The sequence below is a fragment of the Chryseobacterium gallinarum genome, assembly GCF_001021975.1.
Classification (GTDB): Bacteria; Bacteroidota; Bacteroidia; order Flavobacteriales; family Weeksellaceae; genus Chryseobacterium; species Chryseobacterium gallinarum.
In genome coordinates this window covers 3,810,282-3,836,650 of record NZ_CP009928.1, presented here as the reverse complement: position 1 = coordinate 3,836,650, position 26,369 = coordinate 3,810,282, and the positions used below count along the sequence as shown (strand labels likewise).

Sequence of the window (26,369 nt, the reverse complement as noted above, 5' to 3'; positions counted from 1 at the left end):
CAATTTATGCCAGAATATATCCTTGAAAATATCAGTTTCAATACCCTTTCCGTATACGATCTGCTGAAACATACAGCAGGAAGCTCCTTTATAGAAAATAAAGATTTTGATACGGTATACCCTCTCGCTATTGAGAATAACCTGGGAATATTTACCAAATCATCGTTGCATCCGTTTCCTACGGTCACCATTAGTAAAATAGGAAACTCATTGCTTTGCTCCTGCACATGTGACCATACAGAAAAGAAGCTGTGCCTGCACCAGGCAGAGATTATCCACTGTATTCTGGAACAAAAAAACTATCGTATTTTTTTTGATGATGCCCTCCGCCGGAAAATGATTATTCCCAAAGCACGGGAATACGGCCTGGAGAATGAGCCTGAGACAGACTCCTATTTTCAGGTAGAATATGTGGATGGAAAGGTTAATATTTTACCCAAGATCAAAGAAATGCTTCCTATAGATGAGCAGGTCTTAAAAAGGGAATTGCTTCCGTATCACGATTCTCAAGGGGAACAGCTTGTAAAACCTGAAACTGGTAAAAAACAAATATTGGTTATTAGCCAGCACCGTTATTACAATCACCTTATTTTTTCATTGATGGAGGCTGAAATAACTCAGACAGGAAAAATCAAGAACCCGGTTTCTCCTGTAGATGCCATGCAGCTGATCTGGAATGCAGAAAAACCTTTGGAAATTAAGTTTTATACTGCTATCGCTGCCTTTCAAAATAATTATAATGAAGATTATAATCCTGCTGAACTGCAAGCCTTACAACTTATCATCCGTAATCCATTGGGACTGGAAGTATATTATCATGACCGGGAAATTGCAGAAAATATTTCATCGAAGTCTCTTCTCCCGGTTGAATTAAATACTTTAGATGCGAAGGTTCAACTAACTGTATTTAAGAAAGATCCCTTCTATGAGATCACAGGAGAATTGCTATTTAACAATGTATCTGTACCTTTTAAGAATATAGCTCTCAAAAATGATTATTTTGTATATAACAATAACACTTTCAGCTTTATAGATCACCCGGATATGCTTCGGGTAATCCGGTTTTTCAAGGCTCATCATGAAATACTATTGATTCATGCTTCTAAATATGAGAAGTTTATGCAAAATATTTTATCATCCCTTGAAGAGCATATTCATATCAATTACAAATACATACAAAAAGCAACGAAAGTTCAGCTTGAAGATAAAAATTATCAAACAGAAAGGATTATTTACCTCCGTCAGCAAGATCAATATATCGGAATTACGCCCGTTCTGAGATACGGAGAACTTGAGGTTCCGGTATACTCACGGAAGCAGCTTCTTGATACTGATCAAAACGGTAATATTTTCAAAATAGACAGGAATGAAGCCCTTGAGGCCCGCTTTACTTCACTTATTATGCAGCAGCATCCGGATTTTGAAGAACAAATGAATGGATACCGGTATTTCTACTTGCATAAGGACAAATTTCTGGATAACAACTGGTTCCTGGAAGCTTTTGAAAGATGGCGAAATGAAGACGTTACTATCCTGGGATTTAATGATCTGAAAGACAATAAACTCAATCCTCATCGTGCAAAAATCAACATCCAGATTACCAGTGGCATGGATTGGTTTAATGCCAGGTTGAAAGTAAAGTTTGGAGATAAAGACGTTTCCTTAAAGCAACTTCACAGGGCTATTCGCAATAAAAGTAAATTTGTGCAGCTGGATGACGGCACTTCAGGGATTCTTCCGGAGGAATGGATCAGCAAAATTTCTTCCTATTTCCAGATCGGAGAGATTGATGAAGACCTGTTAAAGATCCCTAAGATTAATTTCACAGAAGTTTCAACCCTGTTTGAAAAAGAAGTGCTAAGCCAGGAAGTACAGGATGAAATAGCCTCCTATGCTTCTGAGCTTTCATCAATTAAAAATATTCCAGAAATCAGTATTCCTGCCGGACTGAATGCCCGGTTAAGAGATTATCAGCACCATGGACTGAACTGGCTGAATTTCCTGGATCATCTAAACTTCGGAGGATGTCTTGCTGATGATATGGGACTCGGGAAAACGTTGCAGATTATTGCATTTATTTTATCCCAGAGAGAAAAACGGGGACATACAACAAATCTTATTGTGGTTCCCACATCACTGTTGTTTAACTGGCAGGAAGAGATCAAAAAATTTGCACCATCCGTACAGGTACTGTTACATTATGGCCCGGACAGACAAAAAAACATACAGCATCTGTCTGAATTTGAAGTGGTGCTTACCAGTTACGGAATGCTTCTTTCAGACATCCGTTTTCTGAAAACATTTTCTTTTGATTACGTCTTTCTTGATGAATCACAGATGATTAAAAATCCAAATTCAGAAAGATATAAAGCTGCCCGTCTGCTTCAGTCCAGAAACAGGATTGTACTGACAGGAACTCCCGTTGAAAACAATACTTTTGATCTTTACAGCCAGCTTTCTTTTGCCTGTCCGGGGCTATTGGGAAGCAAACAATACTTCAAAGACATTTATGCAATTCCTATTGATAAATTTGAATACAGTAAACGGGCTGCAGAACTTCAGAAGAAAATAAGCCCGTTTATTCTCAGAAGGACAAAGAAACAGGTTGCCAAAGAACTTCCTGAAAAAACTGAAACGGTAATTTACTGCGAAATGAATGCCGAACAACGCAAAATCTATGATGCTTATGAAAAGGAGCTTCGCGAGTTTATTGCCTCTAATGATGATGATGATCTTCATAAAAACAGCATCCATGTCCTTGCCGGACTTACCAGGCTCAGACAAATCTGCAATTCTCCTGTTTTGCTCAAAGAAGGTTATTCCGGTGAACACGCCGTAAAGATTGAGATTCTGATGGAACAGATTCTGAATAAGACAAAAGACCATAAAATCCTTATTTTCTCACAGTTTGTAGGAATGCTTGATCTTTTGAAAACAGAGTTGGAACATCACGGGATTCTATTCGAATACCTTACCGGACAAACCAAAGACAGGGGAAAAAAAGTTAATAATTTTCAGGAAAACGATAAGATAAGGGTATTTTTAGTTAGCTTAAAGGCTGGTGGCGTGGGCATCAATTTAACGGAAGCTGATTATATCTACCTGGTGGACCCGTGGTGGAACCCCGCCATAGAAAACCAGGCTATTGACCGTAGCTATCGTATAGGACAGACTAAGAATGTCATTGCAGTTCGTATGATCTGCACCAATACGGTAGAAGAAAAGATTCTGACTCTTCAGAAAAAGAAAAAGGACCTTGCTCAGAATCTTCTCCGTACAGATGGGAAGAAGCTTCAGGGATTTTCCAGACAGGATCTTTTAGAAATACTGAACCCTGAGCCTTAGAAGTAAGCTAATGGAGATTTTTAGGATCAAGCGCAAAAGTTGGGGGCATATAATATTTTAGATCTATTTAATTTTTAAAATTCACGCAAAGATTTCTTTTTGACTACTCTTTATTTAAGTAAGCTAAGAAATGAACCGATCTTTAATCGATTCTGATGAAGCGAACACTTTGCATGCGCTTAGTCAGCAGCTATGCTGCCTTACTTGAAATAGAAGATTATTTTTTTTTAAACTTTGCGTGAAAAGCGAGCTCAATAATTTTGAGGTTAATCAATAATGGACAGAATTTTTTATATTAAGACTCATTTATTATGTCCCAATTTGAGACTGATCGATTTTTAAAGTTTAAAAACCGGCAGATTATCCTGCCGGTTAAAAAAACAAAAATTGATATGGATATGATTAGATATGTGTTTAATGGTACAATATTTCGTCTCTGCTAGTGAACAAAAGTAATGACAGAAAAGGCAGTTCTTTTACTGAGCTCTTATTTTGATAGAACAAATTTATATTTATTTAGAATTAATAAAAATAATACAGAGGTGATTTTTATCAGTTTATTAAAATAGGGAAATAACAGGTATGGATTTTTTAACATGATATCTTCAATCCCATCATAATCTGAAAGGAATAAAAACGGCTTCATAGCTTCAAAACACTATAATTGCTTTGAAGGCCTCAAGTCCTAAAGACAGAAGTTCTTTCCAAAATTCATCTGTGTTACCAGCTTCCATAAAAACTATGGTATTATGTACCCAGTCTTTAGAATGATAATCCAGAAGATAGAAAACCGGTTTCCTCCCGTTTAAAATAACGAAAGTTTAGGTTTAGGAACAATTTCCTTTAAAACCGAGATCCCTTTAAAAATTCCTGCTCAATTCAAAATTTTGGGATCCGATGAAAGATCATATTGATTTTAAAGGCTGTTTCTATGATTTTATGATAGTATAAATTTCCCACAGAACCCCAATATAGCTTCAGCTTATCTATGGAATGATCTGTGGAAAATTTAATATTTTATTTTTTGTCTACAACAATTCTCTCCGTCCTGTTTGCAATATCCCATGCTGTGGTAAAAATAAGCTGGGTCCTTTTTTCCAGGAGTTTGTAATCAATTTTGTCAGGATCATCTGTTGGCTTATGATAATCTTCATGGATTCCGTCAAAGAAAAATGCTACGGGAACATTATTTTTAGCAAAATTATAATGATCTGAACGATAGTAAAGTTGTTCAGGATCATTTAAATCATCGTATTTATAATTAAGTTCCAGGTTATGGGTTTTCTTGTTGGCCTCTTCATTGATTACTTTAAGCTGGGAACTGAGCATATCGGAACCAATTACATAAATATACTGCTTTCCTCTGTTAGCAGGATCGTCACGTCCGATCATATCAATATTTAGGTCCACCACGGTATTGGCTAAAGGAAAAACAGGGTTATCAGTATAATATTCAGATCCGAATAGCCCATGCTCTTCTCCTGTCACGTGAAGGAACAGAACAGATCTTTTAGGCCCTTTTCCAGCCTTTTTCGCAGCCTGGAAAGCTTTTGCCATTTCCATCACTGCTACCGTTCCGCTGCCATCATCGTCAGCTCCGTTGTATACCACCCCGTTTTTGGTTCCTACATGGTCATAATGACCGGAAATAACAACAATTTCATCCGGTTTTTCACTTCCTTCTATAAAAGCCATGATATTTTCAGAGTCAGGAAGATTACCGCCTCCTCTTTTTTTCATAAATTCAGACGGAACTTTCTGGTAATAAGACCCTAATGCCTTTGGATAGGAAACACCCAGGTTTTTATAATAATTTACCATATACTCTCCCGCTTTTTTCTGTCCGGGACTTCCGGTATCTCTTCCTTCCATTTCATCAGAGGCAATAACATATAAGTTTTTCTTTAAATCTTCTGCGTTAATCATTTTATACCCAATGGCATATCCTTTATCATGTTTTGAAGAAACAGACTGTGAAGAAACAGTATTAGAAACATTTGCAGTTCCGCAGCCGGTCATTACAACAAGTGCCAATAACGGAATAAGTATTTTTTTCATAAAGAATAAATTTCTTAAAAATAACAAATTTTATTTAATCACAGATCAAATGTTATTTTCCTTATATTTGATATCAATGCAAAATAAATGAATACAATTGATGGATTTACTCATTATTCTTTCTTTACGGAAATGTCTGCTCTTGCTGTACAGCATGGAAGCTTTGATCTTTCTTTAGGTATTCCTGATTTTGATATTGACAAAAGGTTAAGAATATTCCTACAGCAGGCAGCAGACCTTGATAGCCATCATTATGAACCTCTTGCAGGCAACCCGGAACTGATTGAAAAAATTATATATTTTAATGGGCAAAGGAAAAACAGTCTTTCTCTTACGGCTCATGAAATCACCATTGTTCCCTGCGCTACTTTTGCTTTGCATACTGCCCTTACCTCAGTTTTAAATCAGGGAGATGAAGTCATCATCATACAACCGTCCTATTACACCTATGCCCCTTCAGTAGCGATGAATGGCGGTATCCCTGTTTACTACGACCTTGATGATGATTTTAAAATAAACTGGGAAGTCCTGAAAGAGTGCTTTTCTGCAAAAACAAAAGCCATTATCGTTAATTCTCCACAGAACCCGACAGGAAAAATCTGGAAGAAAGAGGATTGGAATCAATTGTATGAATTAATTAAAAACCAGGAAATCTATTTAATTTCCGAAGAGATTTACGATACCTATTGCTATGATGAAGCGGAACACTACAGTTCTTTTCTTCATCCGGAGCTTAAAAACAGAACATTTTGTATTTTTTCTTTTGGGAAAATGTTCCACACTTCAGGATGGAAAGTCAGCTATATGATTGCTCCCAAAGAGCTGACCTCATTATTTCAATGTCGCCAGCAATATATTTCTTATGGGGCCAATGCTCCTGCCCAGCGTGCTCTGGCGAGTTACCTGGAAATTTTTGACCCTTATACCAATAAAAATCTGATGCAAAAGAAAAGGGATCTTTTTAATGAATTACTCCTGGAGACCCCTTTTCAGGTTGTGAAACAGGCGGAAGGTAGTGTTTTTCAGATTGTCAATTTCAGAAATATCTCCAAAACAATGACCGATGTAGAGTTTTCCAAATGGCTTACTATTGAGAAAAAAGTTTCCTGCCTGCCCCTTTCTGCTTTCTATAATTCAAAACAGGATTCTGATTATGTGAGGTTCAGCTTTGCCAAAAAGGATGAACTTATCATACAGGCCCTGGAGCATTTGAAAAAAAATCTTTAATAAGTTTATAGTACGCTGACAATAAAAAAAAACACTGCCTCGGCAGTGTTTTTTCATTATTTAATTGATTTAAAGAGCTAATATCCTTACATCAATTCTTCTATTTTTGGCCTTGCATTCATCGGTATCATTGGCCTCGCAAACCGGGTGCTGTGAACCGTATCCTTCAGCTTCAATCCTGTCAGCCGGCACTCCTAGTTCCAATAACTTCAGTTTGGCAGTCTGTGCTCTTAAATTGGATAATTGCTGGTTACTCTCTTCATTTCCTGAATTATCCGTATACCCTCCCAGCTTTATTTTAAGATCAGGATAAGCATTAATAATCTCAGCCAGGTTATTCAGTGTCAACTCATATCCCGGCTTCAGGTCACTGGATCCTGTTTCAAAATAAAGATTTTCAATGGTATACCATGTATTGGGATCCAAAGCTGTTTTATCCTTTTTCTTTACTGCAGTATACAACTGATACATCTGGCTTTCCTCTCCTATTGCAATGGTTTTTCCATCATTTAATTTTACCTTCTGAATATTTCCTGTTTCATATACAAAATCCCCGCTTTCATTCAGGTGGCCTTTAATTTCTTTTGGACCTGAAGAAACGGTTTGAGGACCGCCACTTACTGCAGAAAGATTCATATCTGAAGCCTGTGCTAAACTTTCCAGTTTTGCTTTTCTGTTAGCTTCGATTTTGTCTTTATGTAAAACGGCTAATGTAGGGGCAATAACCAATGATACAATAGACATTAATTTGATCAGGATATTCATGGAAGGTCCTGAAGTATCTTTAAACGGATCCCCTACCGTATCTCCTGTTACAGATGCTTTATGAGGTTCAGAGCCTTTGTAATAGGTCTGCCCGTTGATATCAACCCCTTTCTCAAAAGATTTTTTGGCATTATCCCAGGCACCTCCGGCATTATTCTGAAACATTCCCATCAGGACACCACTCACTGTAGCCCCTGCCAGAAAACCTCCCAATACTTCAGGACCAAAAATAAATCCGATCAGTAATGGTGATATAATGGCAATTGCTCCGGGTAACATCATTTTTCTGATGGAGGCATCGGTAGAAATGGCCACACATTTTTCATATTCAGGCTGGGCTTTTCCTTCCAGTATTCCAGGGATTTCCCGGAATTGTCTTCTTACTTCTTCCACCATAGCCATTGCTGCCTGTCCTACCGCTGTAATTGCCAGGGAAGAAAAGATAAACGGAATCATACCGCCTACAAAAAGCCCGGCCAAAACATCTGCCCTGTAGATATCAATTCCATCTATTCCTGCTATGCCTACAAACGCAGCAAATAGTGCCAACGCCGTTAAAGCAGCTGAAGCAATAGCAAATCCTTTGCCTGTAGCCGCAGTGGTATTTCCTACGGCATCCAGAATATCGGTTTTCTCACGTACTTCTTTAGGAAGCTCGCTCATTTCAGCAATTCCTCCTGCATTATCTGCGATGGGCCCAAAGGCATCAATGGCCAATTGCATTGCTGTAGTCGCCATCATACCGGCCGCAGCAATGGCTACACCGTATAAACCGGCACAAAGGTAGGATCCGTAAATTCCGCCTGCCAGCACAATAATGGGAAGTAATGTAGATTCCATCCCTACAGAAAGGCCCCCGATAATATTGGTAGCATGGCCTGTTGACGACTGTCTCACAATGCTAGAAACAGGCCGTTTACCCATAGCTGTATAATATTCTGTAATAATACTCATTAAGGTTCCGACAACCAAGCCAACCATGATCGCTCCAAAAACTCCCATTTTAGTAAACTCATGTCCTCTAAGGGTCATCTGCTCAGGGAGAATGTAAGTTACCAGGAAGTAAGAAGCTATTGCAGTAATGACAATACTTCCCCAATTCCCAAGGTTCAGGGCATTTTGTACGCTGGAAGTGGAAGAGCCCTCATTATCATTGATTCTTACAAATAAAGTTCCTATAATTGAAAAAATAATTCCTGTACCGGCAATAAGCATGGGTAAAAGAATCGGGGCAAAACCGCCAAATGCATCATCGGAAACAGTTTCTCTCCCCAAAACCATGGTTGCGAGTACCGTTGCCACATAGGACCCGAAAAGGTCGGCTCCCATTCCTGCAACATCTCCTACATTGTCTCCTACGTTATCTGCAATGGTAGCAGGATTCCGTGGATCGTCTTCCGGAATTCCGGCCTCTACCTTTCCTACCAGGTCGGCTCCTACATCTGCTGCTTTTGTATAAATCCCTCCTCCAACTCTTGCAAAAAGCGCAATAGATTCGGCTCCTAAAGAAAATCCGGTAAGAATTTCAATTGTCCTTTCCATTTCAAAGGAGTCTACAGCCGCTTCGGGAGCAAAGATCTGCTTAATGATCAGAAACAATGCGCCTAATCCTAAAACTGCCAGCCCGGCTACACCCATTCCCATCACAGAACCTCCTGTAAAAGATACTTTAAGGGCTTTGGAAAGTGAAGTTCTTGCCGCTTCCGCTGTTCTTACATTGGCTTTGGTAGCAATCTTCATTCCTATAAAACCTGCCAAAGCAGAAAATATAGCTCCTACAACAAAGGCTATCCCTATGCTCCAATGAGAATGAGCGTTGCTTGATCCCATGACAGCCAGTAAAATGGCTACCACAATCACAAAGTAGGTTAAAATTTTGTATTCGGCTTTTAGAAAAGCCATTGCACCATCCGCGATATGACCGCTGATTGTTTTCATTTTTTCATTTCCTGCATTCTGCTTATTGACCCAGTTACTCTGAAAAAATGTATAGAGCAAAGCTACGACACCAAAAATTGGCACTAACACAAATAGATCCATAGTTTAATATTTTTTTGGTAATAGAAAATTAAATATAATAAATAATTACCACCAAAGCATTAAAAAATATGATGATTTATAGCCTGATTTTATAAATACCGGAAATGAAAACGTGTAGCTGCCAAAGAATACAGGAAGAATGTACGGCCTAAAATATTCGGGAATCATCCGGGGTTTTTAATTATTTTCAAAAAAAGGGATAAACAAAACTGCTTATCCCTTTGTATTTTAATATCAGAGTATATTCACTATCCTCCGAATTTTTCAGCATAATCTTTTTGAGAAGCCTTAATTACTTTTCTTGCATGTTCCGCTCCATATACTTCATGAATTCTACATTTTGCAGGCTCATCCGGTAAATTTTTATAGGTCAGGAAGTAATGCATTAACCTTCTTACTTCTGCTTCCGGCAATTCGGAAATATCTCTGAAATGCCCGAATGCATGGTCATTGATCATTACCGCAACTATCTTATCATCCGCTTCACCTCCATCAATCATCTTAAACCCTCCGATTGGAATAGCTTCCATTAATAATCCTCCGGCGTGAATATTGTGAGAACTTAAAACACAGATATCAAGCGGATCATGATCTCCCATCGTTACATCATCAGCCCCTGCTTCTACAGCAAGTTTCATCACTTCATTATGACAATATGTTCTTGGAACAAAACCATATAAAGCCGGGATGATATTTGAGAATTTCTGAGGTCTGTCTACTTTTAAATATCCTGTTTCTTTATCTACTTCATATTTAATCGTATCTGAAGGAACAATTTCCACAAATACATTTACAACATTTGGCGCATCTTCTCCTGCAGAAATTCCGTGCCATGGATGTGCTTTAAAATTTGGAATCATTATTTATCTGTTATTTTTTAAGTTATTATTAAAATTTCTTTTCTTAAATCTTCTATTGTTTCGGCAATATAATCGTTACCTTCCATATAATTCATGATAAAAATGGTTTTAAACTCATTCAGATCTGAATTTCCCTTCAGTCCTGCATAGGTAGTATGAAGTAGTTCTATCACGGCATTTTTGGAATCCACTATATTCTTCCAGGCATTTTTGGTGAGATAAAGCTGCTGGGATGAATTGTATTCAAATTCTTCATTAATCGTTTTCTCAGTAAGGAAAATAAATTCATGAACAGCCAATTCTTTATCAAATTTCTGAATAAGGTTGGAAGGTTTTATTCTTTCAAGAAAAAGAGTCATCCTTTCATAAGAGTGAACCTTGTTTCCGGAATTAGATTTTACGGTAAGCAGTTTGATTTCCTGATTTTTAAGACTGATGTAGGAATGTACAAATTGTCTGAGCAACACCAAAAAAGGAATTGCAATAATCAATGCAAAAGCATACGGTAGATATTCTGAAAAACTGGCCATAAATTTAGGTTGCAAAATTACTAATTATTTTCCGTGTTGTAAAGACTTTTTAAAGATATCCACTTTAGAGTTTTGAATATAGATTACAGACAGTATGATTAAAAGGTAAAAGCCTATCATCATTCTGTTCACCAACAGTGGAAAAATTAAAAAGCGTAAAAAAACAGCCCCATAAATCGCAGCAAAGAATAAAGCCTGTACCTGGTTCTTTTTATTACGGATGGAAAAATCATTGGCCAAAACAATGATGATAAACAGCAATAAAAGAGGAAAATAGGAAGAGTTGAATTCAAATAAAATTTTGCTTTTGATAAAATGTATGTAAGCTGAAAAGTCGAATGGATCAGGTTGGGATACCGGATAAAGTTGAACTTTTGTAAACTGGTTCATAAATAACGTAGACCAGGAAACCTGATTGAAATACTGTATTAAAAAGAAGGAAAGTAATATATAGCTATAGGATATCAGCCAGGTTGTTGTTTTAACCTGAAGGCATTTTCTGTATATGAAAATAAGAGCATACAAAAATGAGTAAAAAATAAAATATTCCGGTCTGGTCAGGACGCATAGCATTCCCCAGATCGTGGCCGAGAACAGATTCTTTTTAACCGTAAATGCATAAAGGCTAAGAAGTAATAAAAGGCATGATAAAGAATCTGCAGAGGCATGCCTGCTCGCCTCTAAAAGAGGTTTGAACAAGGAGAATAAGAAAGTAATGATAATGGCAAGCGTATAATTTTTTAAAATTTTAATTAAAAAACATACAATCAGTATGAGTATCAAAGCATATGAAACAATGGAAATTAAAAAGGTAGAAGTGGATGCTTTAAACCCTATTTTAAAGAATGCCCAGTTGATAAAATTATAAAAAGGTTTTACCACAAAAAGCTGTAATTCTTCTTCATAGGCTTTAGGGTTTTGTGACAAGGTCCTGTAATAGCTGTTTTCACCTTTTGCTACCTCTTCTTCTTCAGGAACAAACGGAATATCTCCGAAGATATTTGGGTTTTTACCTTCCAGTTCCTTATAAACCTTCTGATGAATCTCTTCGATTTTCATGTCAGGGTATTCTGCTTTATAAATCAACCCCATGTAAGCCTCCATATCAACATTATAATATTGATGGGTGTACAGGAAGTATGACATACAGCATACATAGATCGAAAAAATAAAAATAAGAATAGTTTCCCTTTTATTCATAAACCTTTTGATAAGACTGCAAATGTAAAAAAACTATTCTTTTGATAGTATTTCTTCTATAAAAGCTTTTGGAAATAATGTGATATTAATCTGATAAGGGTGGTTAAAGTTCAAATAACGCAGGTCTTTGCGTTACTTCATGATAGCATACACTGTTCTCATCAAAGAAGTGGTACACCAGACTTTTACGGGTTTTATTTTTATCCGTATGAGGCTCCCCGCCGTGCAGAATATTAGCATGCCAGATCAGCAAGTCTCCTTTTTGGGCCCTGAAAATCTCTTTTTTCAACCCAAGTTCTTTCACTTTATTTTCAAGGAACTCTTCATAGGCTTTATAGCTCTTTTTGCCGATTTTGAAGGCTGTACCTTCGTTATCATAGTCAGAGTTCAGGAAATAAGGCAATTTGTGGCTGCCCGGAATATAATGTAATGCACCATTGGTCTCATCTACATCTTCGAGTGCAATCCAGGCTCCCAACAGGCCCCCCAATGGATAGGTGGTCATATGAATACTATCAGAATGCGTTTTTTGCTGGCTTCCATTAATAAAGTTTATACTTTGGAAAAGTTTGGCTTTACCATCCAGTAAAACAGACAGAAATTCTAAAAATTCTTTATCATTTCCAATATTCCTGATGATTTCGGAATGATGAATGGCAAACATCAGCTTCCCTCCGTAACGAAATTGTAAGGTACCGTCTTGCATTAGTTTATCAATTTCAATATTGATACTGTCTGCGGTTTCCGGGCTTAAAAAATTTCTGATCACCATAAACCCGTTTTTATCATATTGAAGGGCACTTGCCTTACTTTCCTCCGGTAGTTTTTTAAAAAAAGAGGTTTCAGTGAGCCTGTCATTATCTATCTTTCTTTCAGAGGCAGGCAGATGAGCAAAATCTTTACTTGAAATACTTGAAAAATAACTTTTATTGATTCCATATTTTTTATATAATGGTATATTATGTTTTAACTTGCTTTTTTTGAAGAAGTTATATAACATATATGATATTTTATAATTACGGATTTGCTGAAACATGATGATTGAATATGGATGTTATAAAGGTATGGAATAATACTTAATTAGAACCAAATTGTTTTTTATCATATTAAAGGAACCTTCCTTTCAAAAGAAGAATCCCTAATTTTTTAAATAGATTTTTTTTAGAATTTTCAATGATTCCATAAGGTCTCAATTCCGGCCTGAATCCCCTGAAAAACTCTTCGATGTTCGGAATATCACCTCCTTCAAAATCAAAAATATGAGTTTCAATTATCTCTTTTATAATATGATCAATCAAAACTGATGCTCCTGATAATTTTACATAGTCTTTATCATTAAAGGTACCCAAAAGAGCTACCATCCCACAATCCGAATAGGTAGCAATCATATTAATAATCTGATGATGATAAAAAAAAGCTGTAAATTTCAGGTAATTCAGCTGATAACAAGCTTTAAAAATGTCCATAAATCCAGGCAGATCGCTTTCTTTACTCAAACCAATCATATTGGACTCTATAAAGTTCTTTGCTTCATCGTAAGTAAGTTGCTTTATTTCAGCGTTTTTTACCACTTCATCATCAAGCCTGAGTTTTCTTTTTCTTTTTGGAGAATATTTTGCATAAACTTTTTCATAAACCTCAGGATAGATCAGAAAGTTCTTCTTTAATCTCATTTTTGTCCGGAGCTTATTCACATCATTAAAGGGATAGGCTCTTATCAGATAATGGGTTTCAAGATAATGTAAAAAAGCTTCATTAAGCTCCATATCATCCTGAGCGGAAAAAACCCCCAATTGCTGGCAAAGTTTAGGGTTATGAACAATTTTAATCCCAAATTTTCTGACAAAAGGCACAGGCATTACTGCTTCATAATCTTTATACACCAAAATTTCCCACTGCTTTTTCGCTGTAATGTCCAGGAAATCCTTTGTGGCAGAATATTTTTTCTGCTCAGCATTTTCCAAGCATTGAGAATATTTCAAAAAATCAATTTCATGGTATTTCAGTCTTCTAATCATAACAATCCTTCGTCTGAGAAACTAAAATATGAGTTCTGCGTAACAATAATATGATCCAGAAGCTGGATACTTAATATTTTTCCTGCTTCTTTTATTTTTTGTGTGATACTGAGATCTTCCCTGCTCGGTTTTAAACTTCCGGAGGGATGGTTATGGGCAATGATGATCCCTGTTGAAAGATGATCCAGTGCGGTCTTGAACAGAACTCTCACATCAACTACGGATTGGCTTATTCCGCCCTGGGTAAGCTGCGAAATATGGATGACCTTATTGTTATTATTCAGGAAAATAGCCCAAAACTCTTCAGTTCTTAAATCTGACAATTGATTTTTAAGAAGTACATACGCGTCCTGACTATTGCTTATATTCGCTTTTACAGGAATTTCCTGTCTTGCCCTTCTTTTTCCAATTTCCAGCGCTGCAGTGATTGAAATTGCTTTTGCTTCTCCAATGCCTTTAAACTTCATCAAATCCTTGGTTGAAAGCAGGCTCAGCTGGTTCCAGTTATTACCTACAGAGTTTAAAATCTTTCTTGCCAGCTCTACTGCTGTTTCCTCCTTATTTCCGCTTCCCATAATAATAGCCAGTAATTCAGAATCAGAAAGCGAATTTTTGCCTTTCTGCAAAAACTTTTCTCTGGGTCTGTCATCTTTGGCAAGAATTTTTATAGGCATGGGAATGGATTAATAGTGAATAATAAGATAATGAATTAATAAAATGCGTATAAAATCATCGGCCGTTTTGATTGGTCTATATATTGTGCTGTCTTATCAAATGCCTTTTTAGAAAGCATCGGACAACCTAAACTTAAACATGAAGGACGATTGGATTCTTCATCGGGAACACATCCGTAAGAGTGAAGAACAATCGCTCTTTCCATTGCATTGCTATTTGTGCTGTCTAATCCTTGTAAACGATAGGCTTTTCCAAATTTCCCCATATAGCTCTCGCGAATCTCATATTTCCCTAAAGAAGACCGGTAGGAGCCCTCCACATTGCCGAATTGTAAAATATCCGAATGTGGAATAACAGATCCTGAGCCATGGGAAACTACTGCCTTTTGGAGAATTCTATTGTTTTTCAGATCATAAATAAAGTATCGGTATTTCCCGGAATGAAGTCTGAAATTAATGAAAACCACCAGTTCCTGGTTGTATTCTTTTCCCTGAAGAAAACTTTTAATTTCCGATATTTTTGATTGGGGTATTTCCAATGCATCCAACTGCTGGGATTCAGCTTTTGAACAGGAAAGTATAAGCAAAAAAAGAAAAATAAAATTCTTTATCATCCGGTGTGTATTCTCTATTCTATGATCATCCCGTCTTTCATCACCAGCTTACGGTCTGTAATTTCTGCAAGATTGGGATTATGGGTTACAATCACAAAAGTCTGATTGTATTTATCTCTTAAATCAAAAAACAGCTTGTGAAGATCATCCGCATTTTTTGAATCCAGGTTTCCCGTAGGTTCATCAGCAAAAATTATTTTCGGGGAATTGATCAAAGCCCTGGCAACAGCTACCCTTTGGGCTTCTCCTCCAGAAAGCTGATTGGGTTTATGATGCAACCGCTGCTCTATCTTCAGGTCTTCAAATAAAGCATAGGCTTTTTCCAGAGCTTCTTTTTCATTAGCTCCTCCTATTCTCGTAGGAAGCAATACGTTTTCCAACGCCGTAAATTCGGGAAGAAGCTGGTGGAACTGAAATACAAACCCAATATTGTGATTCCTGAACTTAGAAAGCTGCTTATCATTCATATTAATGAAAGATTCTCCTGCTATGGCAATTTCAGTATTGTATTTAGAGGAGTTGGTAGGATGATCCAGCGTTCCTAAAATCTGCAACAACGTAGATTTTCCTGCCCCCGATTCTCCTACAATAGAAACAACCTCTCCGATTTTAATATGGATGTCTACTCCTTTCAGTACTTCTAAATTCCCATAAGACTTATGGATATTTCTTGCTTTAATCATGATTCAAAAATAGTAACATAATGTTGATTTTACAACAAATTGTTATAAAATCAGCAGGATTAGGATAAAAATAGAAAAACCTCCCGGAATGGAAGGTTTTTTTATTTGATTTTAGAAAATTACAGTAATAAAGTTAATGGATTTTCTAAATAGGTTCTTAATGTTTGTAAGAATTCAGCACCGGTAGCACCATCTACTACTCTATGGTCACATGCTAATGAAAGTTTCATTGTGTTCCCTACTACAATCTGCCCGTTTTTAACGATTGGTTTTTCGATGATTGCTCCTACCGAAAGGATCGCAGAGTTAGGCTGGTTAATGATACTTGTGAAAGTTTCTATTCCAAACATTCCCAGGTTGGAAATAGAGAATGTAGAGCCTTCCATTTCATTTGCTTTAAGGCCTTTATTTTTAGCTCTTGAAGCCATATCTTTCACTGCAGCAGAAATCTGAGTATAGCTCATCTGATCTGTATTTTTCAATACAGGAACTACTAATCCGTCAGGAATTGCTACAGCTACACCAATATTGATATTTCCTCTGTGAATGATTTTGTCACCTGCCCAGCTTGAATTTACCTGCGGGTGTTTTCTTAAAGCAATTGCAGTAGCTTTAATAATCATATCGTTGAAAGAAATTTTAGTATCCGGTAAAGCATTGATTTCTTTTCTGGCTTCAATGGCTTTATCCATATTGATTTCCACCATCAGATAATAGTGAGGCGCAGAGAACTTACTTTCTGCAAGACGTTTTGCGATGATGTTTCTTACCTGTGAGTTTGGAGTTTCTGTATCTTCCCCCTGAACAAAGTTTACCGCAACCTGGGCAGCAGCACTTGCAGCCGGAGCCGATGCAGCTGGTTTCGCTTGAGAAGGCTGGTAATTTTCAATATCTTTTTTAACGATTCTTCCGTTTTCTCCTGATCCCTGAACACTGTTGATATCAACACCTTTGTCCTGAGCCATTTTTTTTGCCAGCGGAGAGATGGCTATTCTGTCAGAAGATGAAGTGTTGGCAGCCGGAGCAGCTTTTTCTTCTGTTTTGGCTTCTGCTTTTTGTTCTGCCGGTTTTTCTGAAGCCTGGGAAGCAGCTTTTGGAGCTCCTACAGCGGATACATCTGTTCCTTCAGGGCCGATAATCGCCAATACAGCATCTACCGGAGCAGCACCTCCTTCTTCTACACCTTGCTTCAATAATACCCCGTTGAATTCGGATTCAAAATCCTGAACAGCTTTATCTGTTTCGATTTCAGCAAGAAGATCACCTTCTTTTACGGTATCGCCTACATTTTTGTGCCATTTTGCTACTTTACCTTCTGTCATTGTATCAGAAAGTCTTGGCATGGTAATAACTTCTACTCCTGCCGGTACTTCTGCTGTAGCAGATTCCGTAGCCGGAGCTTCTGTTTTAGGTTGTTCTTCAGATTTTTTTTCTTCAGAAGCTGCAGCCGGAGCAGCTGCCCCACCTGTTAATCCTGAGATATCTTCTCCTTCATTACCGATAATTGCCAATACAGAATCTACAGCAGCAGCACCACCTTCTTCTACACCTACGTATAAAAGGGTTCCTTCTACTTCAGATTCAAAATCCTGAACTGCCTTATCAGTTTCAATTTCTGCTAAAATATCTCCTTCTTTTACTTTATCACCTACTTTTTTATGCCATTTTGCCACTTTACCTTCCGTCATAGTATCTGAAAGGCGGGGCATCGTAATTACTTCTGCCATAATCTATATTGATTTGAGATTCGAGATTCGAGATTTGAGATTTTCGGAATTTTCAAATTTCAAATTTCAAATTAATTTTAATTTATTAATTTTCTAGTTTATCTAAGAATGGATAATCTTCCTGAGCATACACATACTCATAGATTTTTTCTGCTTCAGGGTATGGAGAGTTTTCCATAAACTCAACGCATTCATCCACAAAGTCTCTTGATTTATTATCTATAGCTTCCAGTTCCTGTTCTGTTGCCCATCCGTTTTCCAAGATTCTGTGTTTTACCAGTTCTATCGGGTCATCATTTTTATGAACAGCGACTTCTTCTTTAGATCTGTAAGGCTCTGCATCAGACATAGAGTGTCCTCTATAACGGTATGTTCTCGCCTCAATGAATGTAGGTCCGTCTCCTCTTCTTGCTCTTTCAATAGCTTCATAGGCAGCTTCCGCTACTTTTTCAGGATCCATTGCATCTACAGCAAGGCAAGGCATTTCATATCCTAATCCTAATTTATAGATATCTTCATGGTTGGCCGTTCTTTTTACAGAAGTTCCCATTGCATATTGGTTGTTCTCAACCACAAATACCACAGGTAGTTTCCAGTTCATCGCCATGTTGAATGTTTCATGTAATGAACCTTGTCTTGCGGCACCATCTCCGAAGAAACAGATGTTTACAGCTTTTCTGTCAAAATACTTATCAGCGAAGGCTATACCGGCTCCCAAAGGAATCTGTCCTCCTACGATTCCGTGTCCTCCATAGAAACGGTGCTCTTTGCTGAAAATGTGCATAGAACCACCCATACCTCCGGACGTTCCTGTAGCCTTACCACAAAGTTCTGCCATAATTCTCTTAGGATCTACCCCCATCGCCATTGGATGGATGTGGCATCTGTAGGCAGTAATCATACTGTCTTTTGTTAAATCCATTGCATGTGTGAATCCGGCAGGAATTGCTTCCTGGCCATTATACAAATGTAAAAATCCTCTGATCTTTTGTTTTAGATAAAGAGAACGGCATTTGTCTTCAAACCTTCTCCACATTGTCATATCTTCATACCACTTCAGGTATACCTCTTTAGAAAATTCTTTCATGTGTTAGCTCTTGCTTTTTTATGATGAAAATAGTTGAGCAAAATTATGAAAAAAACTTTGTTTTTATTGTATGCATAAGTAACTTTTCATTTTTTCTGTGAAATCTACTTGCAGGCCGAATGGATTATTCTTAATTTTCGACCCCCTGAAGACCTTATAAAGCAATATTCTTCCTGTTATTTTCTTCCTGCTATATATAAAGAATCCGCCTGTATAGGTAGCTTTCCTGAAATCACAAGTCAGCAAGACCTGTCTAAAAACTATTAAATTTTATATCCTTACTTATTTCATTCTTTAATTATTGTTAACATACTTTTGGTAATTCAGATACCTTTTTTTCAGGAGTAAAACCTGTAAATCCCGCCTTATAATTTTCAGCTTCATTAACAAAATTACTGTCATGACAATAGATTGACTACATAAAAAAGCTTTTTATTTATGAGCTGGTCAACCCGCTTTCATTTGTTTTCTGGGGTTATAATCTTATATTTGGTTTTTAAATTTTACCATGGAAGAAAATCAGTCTTCATTACTGCACAGCGTTTCAAAAATCATCTCAGATTTTTTCAATCCTTTGATTTCCCTGTTTATCTTCTTTATATATATGAGCATCAAAGAATATAGCTTTAAAGATTCCTTACTTTATTTTCTTCCTATATTACTGATGGTTATTGTCCCGGTTATTATCTGGCTGGTATGGAATGTAAAAACGGGAAGATATACCAATATGGATGTTTCCAACCGGGTACAGAGAAAGACCTTATATATATTCATTGCAGCCTGTGTCATTACTTACCTTATTTTTAATTATATCAGAAATGGCTACCTTGATCTGGTAATGCTGTTTATTTTACTGCTTCTTTTTGTCCTTCAGATCAGCAACCTGTTTATTAAAAGTTCAATGCATACGGCTTTCAATATATTTGTAGCAGCCTTATTTTTTACTTTAGACTGGAGAATAGGTCTCCTGTGGCTGGGAATAGCGGTTTTAGTGGGCATTACCCGGATTATCTTAAAAAGGCATACGATAAAAGAAGTATTTATGGGGGCCGGAATAGCATTTCTGGTATCTTTTATTTATCTTTATTGCAATATTCAATTTCAACATTAAGAAATTCTATGAAAATAAATCATCTTACTGCCGCTGAGGAAAACTTTATGAAGCTGTTTTGGAAGCTGAATTCCTTTTATTTAAAGGATATCATGGAGCAACACCCTGAGCCTAAACCCCATCAGAATACGGTATCCACCTACCTTAAAATATTGGTGGAGAAAGGATATCTTTCCACCACAAAGGAAGGAAGAATTTTTAAGTACAGTGTATTGGTTCCTATTGAAGAATACAAAAGATTTTTGCTTAAAGAACTTTCACATCACTTTTTTAATGATTCGGGAAAAGAAGTTCTTGAGCTTTTATTAAGCGAAAAGCTAATCACCCAGGATGATCTTAAAGGTTATTTTGATCTTAAAATTGAAATAAAACCGGTAAAAAATGAAGCGCCAACGTTTGAATATGCTGAAGAAATTCTGAATCCTAAAAAAGAAAAAAAGAAAGGAAAAGATAAGGACAAAGAAAAAAAGAAAAAGAAGAAAAAAGACTAGTTTACCTTTAAAAAGAATGTCTTATTTACTTATAAAAAAAGCGGCTTAAAAGCCGCTTTAATATTTTACCAACGATTTCCGCCGCCGCCACGGTTGTTACCGTAACCACCACCTCTATTGTTGTTTCCATAACCTCCACTTCTGTTGTTATCGAAGCTTCTTCTTGGTTTTTCTTCTCTTGGCTTAGCTTCAGATACGTTTAGAGTTTTTCCGTTGAATTCTTTTTGGTTAAGAGATTCAATAGCTTGTTTTCCTTCTTCATCACCCATTTCTATGAAACCGAAACCTCTAGAACGACCAGTCTCTCTGTCTGTTACGATTTTAGCAGATGATACATCTCCAAATTCTGCGAATAGATCGTGCAACTCATACTCTTTAGTTGCGTAATTGATGTTTGAAACAAAAATGTTCATTTTAAAAAAATTAAAAAATTAATAAAAATTTGGTATATAAAAGAAAAACAACATAAATTAATGAACAAATATTGATTCCAAATATAAACGTATGCAAGATACAATTAAAATTTTCAAATCAAAGCATTTTTTAGTTATTTCTCACATTATGTTGAATCCAAATTATTGCATTGACTGTTAAAAAGTAAAAATTGATTGTTTTTCAATAAATTTTTATTGATATTTGTTTTCAAATTAAAATACAATTAATATGAAAACACAAAAAATCTTATCCGTATTAAATATCATGAGCTGGATCATTTTTATCGGATCATGTATCAAAGCAGGGGCACTCACCTTTTCCTTTATGATGACCATCGTCAATCCGGAAGGGGCAAAAAATATATATGAAGGCTTGAATTTATACAAACTGTATCAATATAATATCAATTCGTACAAAGGGATGATGGCTTTTATTATATTTTTGGCAGGATATAAAGCCTATCTGGTATTCCTGGTGATGGCTATTTTTAAGAAATTAAACCTGGAAGCACCTTTTAATGAAGGGTTGGTGCGCCTGCTTACTAAAATCAGTTATTCCGTATTTGCCATTGGCTTCCTGTCATTAATAGCTGAATCCTATGCTGAAAATTTTCCCAGTGAAATCCAGCCCAATACTATTTATGATTTTATAGGGTCCGGAGCAGATTACTTATTCTTTGGAGTGATCATTTTTATCATTGCCAAGGTATTTAAGAGAGGGATAGAAATACAATCTGAAAACGAATTAACAATATAAACCATGCCGATTATCGTAAATCTGGACGTCATTATGGCCAAAAGAAAAATGTCACTGAATGAGCTTTCAGAAAAAGTAGACCTTACTCTTTCCAATCTTTCCATTTTAAAGACAGGCAAGGCAAAAGCTATTCGCTTCAGCACTCTTGAGGCAATCTGTAAAGCTTTGGATTGTCAGCCGGGAGACCTCTTAGAATATAAAGAATAATACACAATTCAATCTTATGAAACTACATACCACCAATTACGTCAATACATTCATCGAAGTTGCGGAAGACTGTCCTGTTTCACAGGCACAAGTTCCTCCGGAAAAGAAAGAAAAAACGCTGGCCAATCTTCAATATGAAAAAATCAGCAGGAATCCTTATGTATATTCCTCTGATGATATTATATTCGGATGTTACGCTATAAAAAATGATATCTCAGAAAATGAAAAACAGAAAGAAAGAGAAAAATTCTTTTCAAAAGGCCAGGCGTGTCTCCGCTCCTCTCCTTTAGCAAAAAGGTACGGATTCGGGTTTCATCATAATTCAGAAGGAAAGGTGGCTTTATTTCCTGTAGAAAGTAAAGAGTACCAGCAGTTTCTGAACGACAATTCCGTTAAAAAAACAAAAGCAATGCGTTCCAAAAGAAAATGATTGAGAAAATGAATAGCTGTCTTCAGATCATTAAATAGTATTCTTTTTGACCACATCAGCTTTTAACACTAAATTTGTACTACAATTATTAAGACATATGAACTACCATACCAGAAAATGGGTAAAACCGGAAGACCTAAACCCCAATCATTCTCTTTTTGGAGGAAGACTTTTACAATGGATCGATGAAGAAGCAGCTTTATACGCCATTATACAGCTGGAGAACACAAAAGTAGTAACGAAATTCATTTCTGAAATCAATTTTGTAAGTTCAGCCAAACAGGGAGATATCATTGAAATCGGGATTGAGGCCACTCATTTTGGTTCTACTTCTATTACGTTAAGGTGTGATGTCCGAAATAAAATGACCCATCAAACAATCATTACGGTGGATAAAATTGTTATGGTCAACCTTGACAGCGATGGAAATCCGGCTCCTCATGGTAAAACAAAGATAGAATTCGTAAAAGACAGGTTAAACAGTGGAATATGAAGATCTTCATAAAGAATATGGTCTGTAACAGATGTATTGCTGCAGTTGAAAATATTTTTAATAATGCCGGAATTAAAACAAAATCCGTTATATTAGGTGAAGTTGACACTGAATCCGAAGTTTCCGAGGAAAAAATGAAGCTTGTAGAAAAAAACTTATCAGATACCGGCTTCGAAAGAATTATGGATTCTGCCCGCCAGCTTATTGAAAAAATTAAAAACCTGATTATCTTAAAAATCAGTGAGCTGGATATTGATGAAGATTTCCTTCTTTCAGAATTTCTAAGCTCAAAACTTCACAAAGATTACAGTACTCTTTCAAAAACTTTTTCCCAGAATGAAAATATTACTCTGGAACAATTTTTTATTCTTCAAAAAATAGAAAAGGTAAAAGAACTTCTTTTGTATAATGAGTTCAATCTTACTGAAATCGCCGGAAAATTAGGATACAAAAGTGTCCAGCATTTATCTTCACAATTCCGCAATGTGACAGGCTTTACCCCTACTGAGTTTAAAAAATTAAAAGACCATCACAGGAAACCCCTTGATAATCTTTAATTGAACCAGATATTGTTTTACCATGGAAATCAAGAGTTGCAAATAGAATACATTGAACCACAGCAAGTAGTTCATCAGCTATTGTATTGCTACTCTAATACTCTTCCAACCCAAATTCTATAACTATTATCCTTAAATTTATAACAGGCTTAGAATTTCATTTCAGAAATTTGTATTATAAATTTAAGAATCATGGAACGACAGTATAATATACTTGGAATGACCTGTTCAGGGTGCCAGAAAAAAATTTCACAAAAACTCAACAGTGTTCACGGGGTTAAAGCCGATGTCAATCTGGAAACTAACACTGCAACGATCACTTCTGATCATGCAGTAGAGCTTTCAACATTGAATAATGCATTATCAGAAATAGGAAAATACAGGCTTGAAGATCCCAAAAGCCCGGAAACGACTTTTGTAAAACCACAGGACCGCGTATCGCCATCTTCTGTTTATTATTGCCCGATGGAGTGTGAAGGGGATAAAGTATACTTCAAACAAGGGGAAAGATGCCCCGTTTGTAATATGTATCTGGTTCCTGTCGAAGAAAAGCTGGCAAAAGATCCTGGTCATAAACCCGCTTATTCATCTGCCCATCTTCCTGAAAACTTCAAAAACAGTATTGGAAAATATTACTGTCCAATGTTTTGTGAAGGAGATAAAATCTATGATGAAAAAGGTGATTGTCCCGTTTGCCATATGCATTTAGAAGAAATTACTGAAGATCTGATAAAAAACAATCCCCCACATCATCACAACCATTCACATTCACATTCACATTCACATTCGCATACTCATCATAATCACGAGGCACCGAAAGTAACGGATGAAATGGCAGGCAAGTATTACTGTCCGATGTATTGTGAAGGCGACAAAACCTATGATTCCAATGTCGGTTGTCCTGTTTGTGGTATGGATCTGGTGAAATACCCTGAAAAGAAAACAGCAAAATATACTTGTCCTATGCATCCGGAAATCATTCGTGACGAACCGGGAAGCTGCCCTATCTGTGGCATGGACCTGGTAAGAATGCCGGATAGCGGTGAAGACGAAGACGATGAAACATACAATATCCTGAAAAGGAAATTTATGATCTCATTAGCCTTTACCATTCCTGTTTTTATTCTTTCGATGGGTGGAATGTTTATTAATTTTCCTTTTTCCCATCAGATTCAGGGGTTTATTGAGCTGGCATTGACCCTTCCTGTGATGTTTTATTCCGGCTGGTTTCTGTTGAAAAGAGGCTGGACTTCTTTTAAAACATGGAACCTTAATATGTTCAGCCTTATTGCGCTGGGGGTTGCGGCTGCATTTATATTCAGCATTGTAGCTTTGATTTTCCCGGGTATCATTCCGCATGAAATACGCGGGCACAACCATGAGATCCCTTTATATTTTGAGGCAGTCTGTGTGATTCTGACGCTTGTCATTTTAGGACAATTAATGGAAGCTGCTGCTCATAAAAAAACCGGAAATGCTATTAAAGAACTGATGAATCTTTCACCGGATGAAGCAAATCTTGTGGTTAACGGCGAAGAAAAAAGGGTTTTACTCTCCCAGGTCAAAATCGGAGATCTTCTTAAGGTGAAGCCGGGTGAAAAAATTCCGGTGGACGGAAAAATAGTAGAGGGAAGCTCAGTAGTAGACGAAAGTATGATTACGGGAGAGCCTGTGCCGGTTGAAAAAACGATCGATGATAAAGTTTCTTCCGGAACCATCAACGGTAATCAGGTATTTATTATGAAGGCTGAAAAGGTGGGTGACGAGACGCTTCTTTCACAAATCATCAGAATGGTCAACGAAGCCAGCCGGAGTAAGGCTCCTATTCAAAAATTAACCGACAAGGTATCAAAAGTATTTGTACCTGTAGTAATCCTCATTGCAGTACTTACTTTTGTATCATGGCAATTCTTTGGTCCGGAAGGAAAAAGAAGCTTATTTGCTTTCGTGAATGCTGTTGCCGTTTTAATTGTAGCATGTCCATGTGCCCTCGGGCTTGCAACTCCGATGTCTTTAATGGTGGGTATCGGTAAAGGTGCTAAAAACGGTATCCTGATCAAAAATGCAGAAGCTCTTGAACAAATGAATAAAGTAAATGTTTTAATTACCGATAAAACAGGCACTTTAACGGAAGGGAAGCCGTCTTTAGAACATATAGAAACCATAAACAGCGAAGATAGGAATCAGATTCTGAAACTGGCCTATTCATTAAATCAGAATTCAGAACATCCTTTATCAAATGCAGTGATCAAAAGAGCAAAGGATGAGAATATTTCTGCTGAAAAGGTAGACCGGTTTGAAAATATCTCCGGAAAAGGGGTAAAAGGAAATATTAACGGGAAAACCGCCTATCTGGGCAATGAAAGTTTATTGACCTCCCATCAAATCCGGATTCCTGATGTTTTAAGACAAAAAGCTGTAGAAGTGCAGTCCAAAGCCCATACGATCTCCTATATTGCCTGGGATAAAAGTGTACTTGGATTTATCAGCTTTACAGACAAAATTAAAGAAAGCTCTAAAAAAGCAGTTGAAAGATTAATGAGTGAAGGAATTGATATTATAATGATGACCGGGGATAACGAACATACTGCAAAAGCTGTAGCCAGTGCATTAGGCATCAAACACTTTAAAGCAAACTGTCTTCCGGAAGATAAGCTGAATGAGGTAAAAAAACTACAGCAACAGGGCAAAATTGTAGCCATGACCGGTGACGGAATCAATGACTCCCCTGCCCTTGCCCAATCAGATATAGGAATTGCCATGGGAACCGGCACTGATGTTGCCATTGAAAGTGCTGAAATCACTTTGCTGAAAGGTGATATCTTAGGAGTAGCAAAAGCAAAGCTGTTAAGTGAAAAGCTTCTCAGAAATATCAAAGAAAACCTGTTCTTTGCTTTTATTTATAATGTACTGGGAATTCCTGTTGCGGCAGGATTATTGTATCCATTTTTCGGGATTCTGTTGTCACCTATGATTGCTGCAGCTGCAATGAGCGTCAGTTCGTTATCCGTGATTCTGAATTCATTGAGATTAAACTCTGTAAATCTGGATATAAAATAAA

23 protein-coding genes are annotated in these 26,369 nt (G+C 36.8%); 10 read left to right on the top strand and 13 right to left on the bottom strand.

Annotated elements, in window-relative coordinates; translation table 11 throughout:
* The first annotated feature begins 6 nt into the window (after positions 1-6).
* Positions 7-3,345 (top strand): DEAD/DEAH box helicase, encoded by a 3,339-nt coding sequence (locus tag OK18_RS16980; RefSeq protein ID WP_053328778.1) that lies wholly within the window; start codon positions 7-9, stop codon positions 3,343-3,345.
* A 1,017-nt stretch (positions 3,346-4,362) separates the two neighbouring features.
* On the opposite strand, the gene OK18_RS16975 is transcribed toward OK18_RS16980, so the two are convergent.
* The gene (locus tag OK18_RS16975; RefSeq protein WP_050021093.1) at positions 4,363-5,403 is read right to left on the bottom strand and encodes a M28 family metallopeptidase; all 1,041 of its coding nucleotides are present in this window, start codon (positions 5,401-5,403) and stop codon (positions 4,363-4,365) included.
* Between the two features lie 87 nt (positions 5,404-5,490).
* Here OK18_RS16975 and OK18_RS16970 point away from each other — a divergent pair, with 87 nt between their 5' ends.
* Positions 5,491-6,630 carry an aminotransferase class I/II-fold pyridoxal phosphate-dependent enzyme gene (locus OK18_RS16970; RefSeq protein WP_053328777.1) on the top strand — a complete coding sequence of 380 codons (1,140 nt, stop codon included), beginning with the start codon at positions 5,491-5,493 and terminating at the stop codon, positions 6,628-6,630.
* Between the two features lie 69 nt (positions 6,631-6,699).
* Here the strand turns inward: OK18_RS16970 and OK18_RS16965 are convergent, their stop codons facing one another.
* From OK18_RS16965 to pdhA, 11 genes are all read right to left on the bottom strand, one after another.
* The gene (locus OK18_RS16965; RefSeq protein ID WP_053328776.1) at positions 6,700-9,435 is read right to left on the bottom strand and encodes a sodium-translocating pyrophosphatase; all 2,736 of its coding nucleotides are present in this window, start codon (positions 9,433-9,435) and stop codon (positions 6,700-6,702) included.
* A 248-nt stretch (positions 9,436-9,683) separates the two neighbouring features.
* The gene (locus tag OK18_RS16960; RefSeq protein WP_053328775.1) at positions 9,684-10,295 is read right to left on the bottom strand and encodes an inorganic pyrophosphatase; all 612 of its coding nucleotides are present in this window, start codon (positions 10,293-10,295) and stop codon (positions 9,684-9,686) included.
* 17 nt (positions 10,296-10,312) lie between these two features.
* Positions 10,313-10,825, bottom strand: coding sequence for a DUF7935 family protein (locus OK18_RS16955; RefSeq protein ID WP_050021095.1), 513 nt, complete (start codon positions 10,823-10,825; stop codon positions 10,313-10,315).
* A 24-nt stretch (positions 10,826-10,849) separates the two neighbouring features.
* Positions 10,850-12,025, bottom strand: coding sequence for a hypothetical protein (locus OK18_RS16950; protein ID WP_050021096.1), 1,176 nt, complete (start codon positions 12,023-12,025; stop codon positions 10,850-10,852).
* Positions 12,026-12,128: 103 nt separating this feature from the next.
* Positions 12,129-13,025, bottom strand: coding sequence for a phytanoyl-CoA dioxygenase family protein (locus OK18_RS16945; RefSeq protein ID WP_228377639.1), 897 nt, complete (start codon positions 13,023-13,025; stop codon positions 12,129-12,131).
* A 106-nt stretch (positions 13,026-13,131) separates the two neighbouring features.
* Entirely contained in the window at positions 13,132-14,043 is a 912-nt protein-coding gene (locus tag OK18_RS16940) for a hypothetical protein (RefSeq protein ID WP_053328774.1), read from the bottom strand.
* Positions 14,040-14,717, bottom strand: coding sequence for a RadC family protein (radC, locus tag OK18_RS16935; protein ID WP_050021099.1), 678 nt, complete (start codon positions 14,715-14,717; stop codon positions 14,040-14,042). The genes OK18_RS16940 and radC overlap by 4 nt, the downstream gene beginning before the upstream one ends.
* 35 nt (positions 14,718-14,752) lie before the next feature.
* Positions 14,753-15,331, bottom strand: coding sequence for a murein L,D-transpeptidase catalytic domain-containing protein (locus OK18_RS16930; protein ID WP_053328773.1), 579 nt, complete (start codon positions 15,329-15,331; stop codon positions 14,753-14,755).
* A 14-nt stretch (positions 15,332-15,345) separates the two neighbouring features.
* Positions 15,346-16,014: an ABC transporter ATP-binding protein gene (locus OK18_RS16925; RefSeq protein ID WP_050021101.1), complete on the bottom strand. Its 669-nt coding sequence runs from the start codon at positions 16,012-16,014 to the stop codon at positions 15,346-15,348.
* A 119-nt stretch (positions 16,015-16,133) separates the two neighbouring features.
* Positions 16,134-17,741: a pyruvate dehydrogenase complex dihydrolipoamide acetyltransferase gene (locus OK18_RS16920; protein ID WP_053328772.1), complete on the bottom strand. Its 1,608-nt coding sequence runs from the start codon at positions 17,739-17,741 to the stop codon at positions 16,134-16,136.
* Positions 17,742-17,826: 85 nt separating this feature from the next.
* A complete protein-coding gene (gene pdhA / locus OK18_RS16915) occupies positions 17,827-18,828 on the bottom strand; it encodes a pyruvate dehydrogenase (acetyl-transferring) E1 component subunit alpha (RefSeq protein WP_050021102.1) in 1,002 nt (333 codons plus the stop codon).
* Between the two features lie 508 nt (positions 18,829-19,336).
* On the opposite strand from pdhA, the gene OK18_RS16910 reads away from it, so the two are divergent.
* Together OK18_RS16910 and OK18_RS16905 are read left to right on the top strand one after the other, a co-directional pair.
* Positions 19,337-19,939, top strand: a complete 603-nt coding sequence (locus OK18_RS16910; RefSeq protein ID WP_050021103.1) for a phosphatase PAP2 family protein — start codon at positions 19,337-19,339, stop codon at positions 19,937-19,939.
* A gap of 8 nt (positions 19,940-19,947) precedes the next feature.
* Positions 19,948-20,430 carry a BlaI/MecI/CopY family transcriptional regulator gene (locus tag OK18_RS16905; RefSeq protein WP_050021104.1) on the top strand — a complete coding sequence of 161 codons (483 nt, stop codon included), beginning with the start codon at positions 19,948-19,950 and terminating at the stop codon, positions 20,428-20,430.
* A gap of 65 nt (positions 20,431-20,495) precedes the next feature.
* On the opposite strand, the gene OK18_RS16900 is transcribed toward OK18_RS16905, so the two are convergent.
* Positions 20,496-20,843 carry an RNA recognition motif domain-containing protein gene (locus OK18_RS16900; protein ID WP_050021105.1) on the bottom strand — a complete coding sequence of 116 codons (348 nt, stop codon included), beginning with the start codon at positions 20,841-20,843 and terminating at the stop codon, positions 20,496-20,498.
* Between the two features lie 250 nt (positions 20,844-21,093).
* Between OK18_RS16900 and OK18_RS16895 the strand changes: the two genes are divergently transcribed.
* From OK18_RS16895 to OK18_RS16870, 6 genes are all read left to right on the top strand, one after another.
* A complete protein-coding gene (locus tag OK18_RS16895; RefSeq protein ID WP_053328771.1) occupies positions 21,094-21,621 on the top strand; it encodes a DUF2975 domain-containing protein in 528 nt (175 codons plus the stop codon).
* Positions 21,622-21,624: 3 nt separating this feature from the next.
* Positions 21,625-21,828, top strand: coding sequence for a helix-turn-helix domain-containing protein (locus tag OK18_RS16890; protein ID WP_050021107.1), 204 nt, complete (start codon positions 21,625-21,627; stop codon positions 21,826-21,828).
* A 16-nt stretch (positions 21,829-21,844) separates the two neighbouring features.
* Positions 21,845-22,258, top strand: coding sequence for a DUF6157 family protein (locus OK18_RS16885; protein WP_053328770.1), 414 nt, complete (start codon positions 21,845-21,847; stop codon positions 22,256-22,258).
* A gap of 97 nt (positions 22,259-22,355) precedes the next feature.
* The gene (locus OK18_RS16880; protein WP_050021109.1) at positions 22,356-22,751 is read left to right on the top strand and encodes an acyl-CoA thioesterase; all 396 of its coding nucleotides are present in this window, start codon (positions 22,356-22,358) and stop codon (positions 22,749-22,751) included.
* Positions 22,748-23,308, top strand: a complete 561-nt coding sequence (locus OK18_RS16875) for a helix-turn-helix domain-containing protein (RefSeq protein WP_053328769.1) — start codon at positions 22,748-22,750, stop codon at positions 23,306-23,308. Before OK18_RS16880 ends, OK18_RS16875 begins: the two co-directional genes overlap by 4 nt.
* A 192-nt stretch (positions 23,309-23,500) precedes the next feature.
* On the top strand, positions 23,501-26,368 hold the full coding sequence (locus tag OK18_RS16870; RefSeq protein WP_053328768.1) for a heavy metal translocating P-type ATPase: 2,868 nt from the start codon (positions 23,501-23,503) through the stop codon (positions 26,366-26,368).
* Position 26,369: the final 1 nt, after the last annotated feature.

Bases quoted from the DNA above. Each gene is read 5' to 3' on its own strand.
- OK18_RS16980 (WP_053328778.1), top strand. From the start codon at position 7: ATGCCAGAATATATCCTTGAAAATATCAGTTTCAATACCCTTTCCGTA.
- OK18_RS16975 (WP_050021093.1), bottom strand. From the start codon at position 5,403: ATGAAAAAAATACTTATTCCGTTATTGGCACTTGTTGTAATGACCGGC.
- OK18_RS16970 (WP_053328777.1), top strand. From the start codon at position 5,491: ATGAATACAATTGATGGATTTACTCATTATTCTTTCTTTACGGAAATG.
- OK18_RS16965 (WP_053328776.1), bottom strand. From the start codon at position 9,435: ATGGATCTATTTGTGTTAGTGCCAATTTTTGGTGTCGTAGCTTTGCTC.
- OK18_RS16960 (WP_053328775.1), bottom strand. From the start codon at position 10,295: ATGATTCCAAATTTTAAAGCACATCCATGGCACGGAATTTCTGCAGGA.
- OK18_RS16955 (WP_050021095.1), bottom strand. From the start codon at position 10,825: ATGGCCAGTTTTTCAGAATATCTACCGTATGCTTTTGCATTGATTATT.
- OK18_RS16950 (WP_050021096.1), bottom strand. From the start codon at position 12,025: ATGAATAAAAGGGAAACTATTCTTATTTTTATTTTTTCGATCTATGTA.
- OK18_RS16945 (WP_228377639.1), bottom strand. From the start codon at position 13,025: ATGTTATATAACTTCTTCAAAAAAAGCAAGTTAAAACATAATATACCA.
- OK18_RS16940 (WP_053328774.1), bottom strand. From the start codon at position 14,043: ATGATTAGAAGACTGAAATACCATGAAATTGATTTTTTGAAATATTCT.
- radC (WP_050021099.1), bottom strand. From the start codon at position 14,717: ATGCCTATAAAAATTCTTGCCAAAGATGACAGACCCAGAGAAAAGTTT.
- OK18_RS16930 (WP_053328773.1), bottom strand. From the start codon at position 15,331: ATGATAAAGAATTTTATTTTTCTTTTTTTGCTTATACTTTCCTGTTCA.
- OK18_RS16925 (WP_050021101.1), bottom strand. From the start codon at position 16,014: ATGATTAAAGCAAGAAATATCCATAAGTCTTATGGGAATTTAGAAGTA.
- OK18_RS16920 (WP_053328772.1), bottom strand. From the start codon at position 17,741: ATGGCAGAAGTAATTACGATGCCCCGCCTTTCAGATACTATGACGGAA.
- pdhA (WP_050021102.1), bottom strand. From the start codon at position 18,828: ATGAAAGAATTTTCTAAAGAGGTATACCTGAAGTGGTATGAAGATATG.
- OK18_RS16910 (WP_050021103.1), top strand. From the start codon at position 19,337: ATGGAAGAAAATCAGTCTTCATTACTGCACAGCGTTTCAAAAATCATC.
- OK18_RS16905 (WP_050021104.1), top strand. From the start codon at position 19,948: ATGAAAATAAATCATCTTACTGCCGCTGAGGAAAACTTTATGAAGCTG.
- OK18_RS16900 (WP_050021105.1), bottom strand. From the start codon at position 20,843: ATGAACATTTTTGTTTCAAACATCAATTACGCAACTAAAGAGTATGAG.
- OK18_RS16895 (WP_053328771.1), top strand. From the start codon at position 21,094: ATGAAAACACAAAAAATCTTATCCGTATTAAATATCATGAGCTGGATC.
- OK18_RS16890 (WP_050021107.1), top strand. From the start codon at position 21,625: ATGCCGATTATCGTAAATCTGGACGTCATTATGGCCAAAAGAAAAATG.
- OK18_RS16885 (WP_053328770.1), top strand. From the start codon at position 21,845: ATGAAACTACATACCACCAATTACGTCAATACATTCATCGAAGTTGCG.
- OK18_RS16880 (WP_050021109.1), top strand. From the start codon at position 22,356: ATGAACTACCATACCAGAAAATGGGTAAAACCGGAAGACCTAAACCCC.
- OK18_RS16875 (WP_053328769.1), top strand. From the start codon at position 22,748: ATGAAGATCTTCATAAAGAATATGGTCTGTAACAGATGTATTGCTGCA.
- OK18_RS16870 (WP_053328768.1), top strand. From the start codon at position 23,501: ATGGAACGACAGTATAATATACTTGGAATGACCTGTTCAGGGTGCCAG.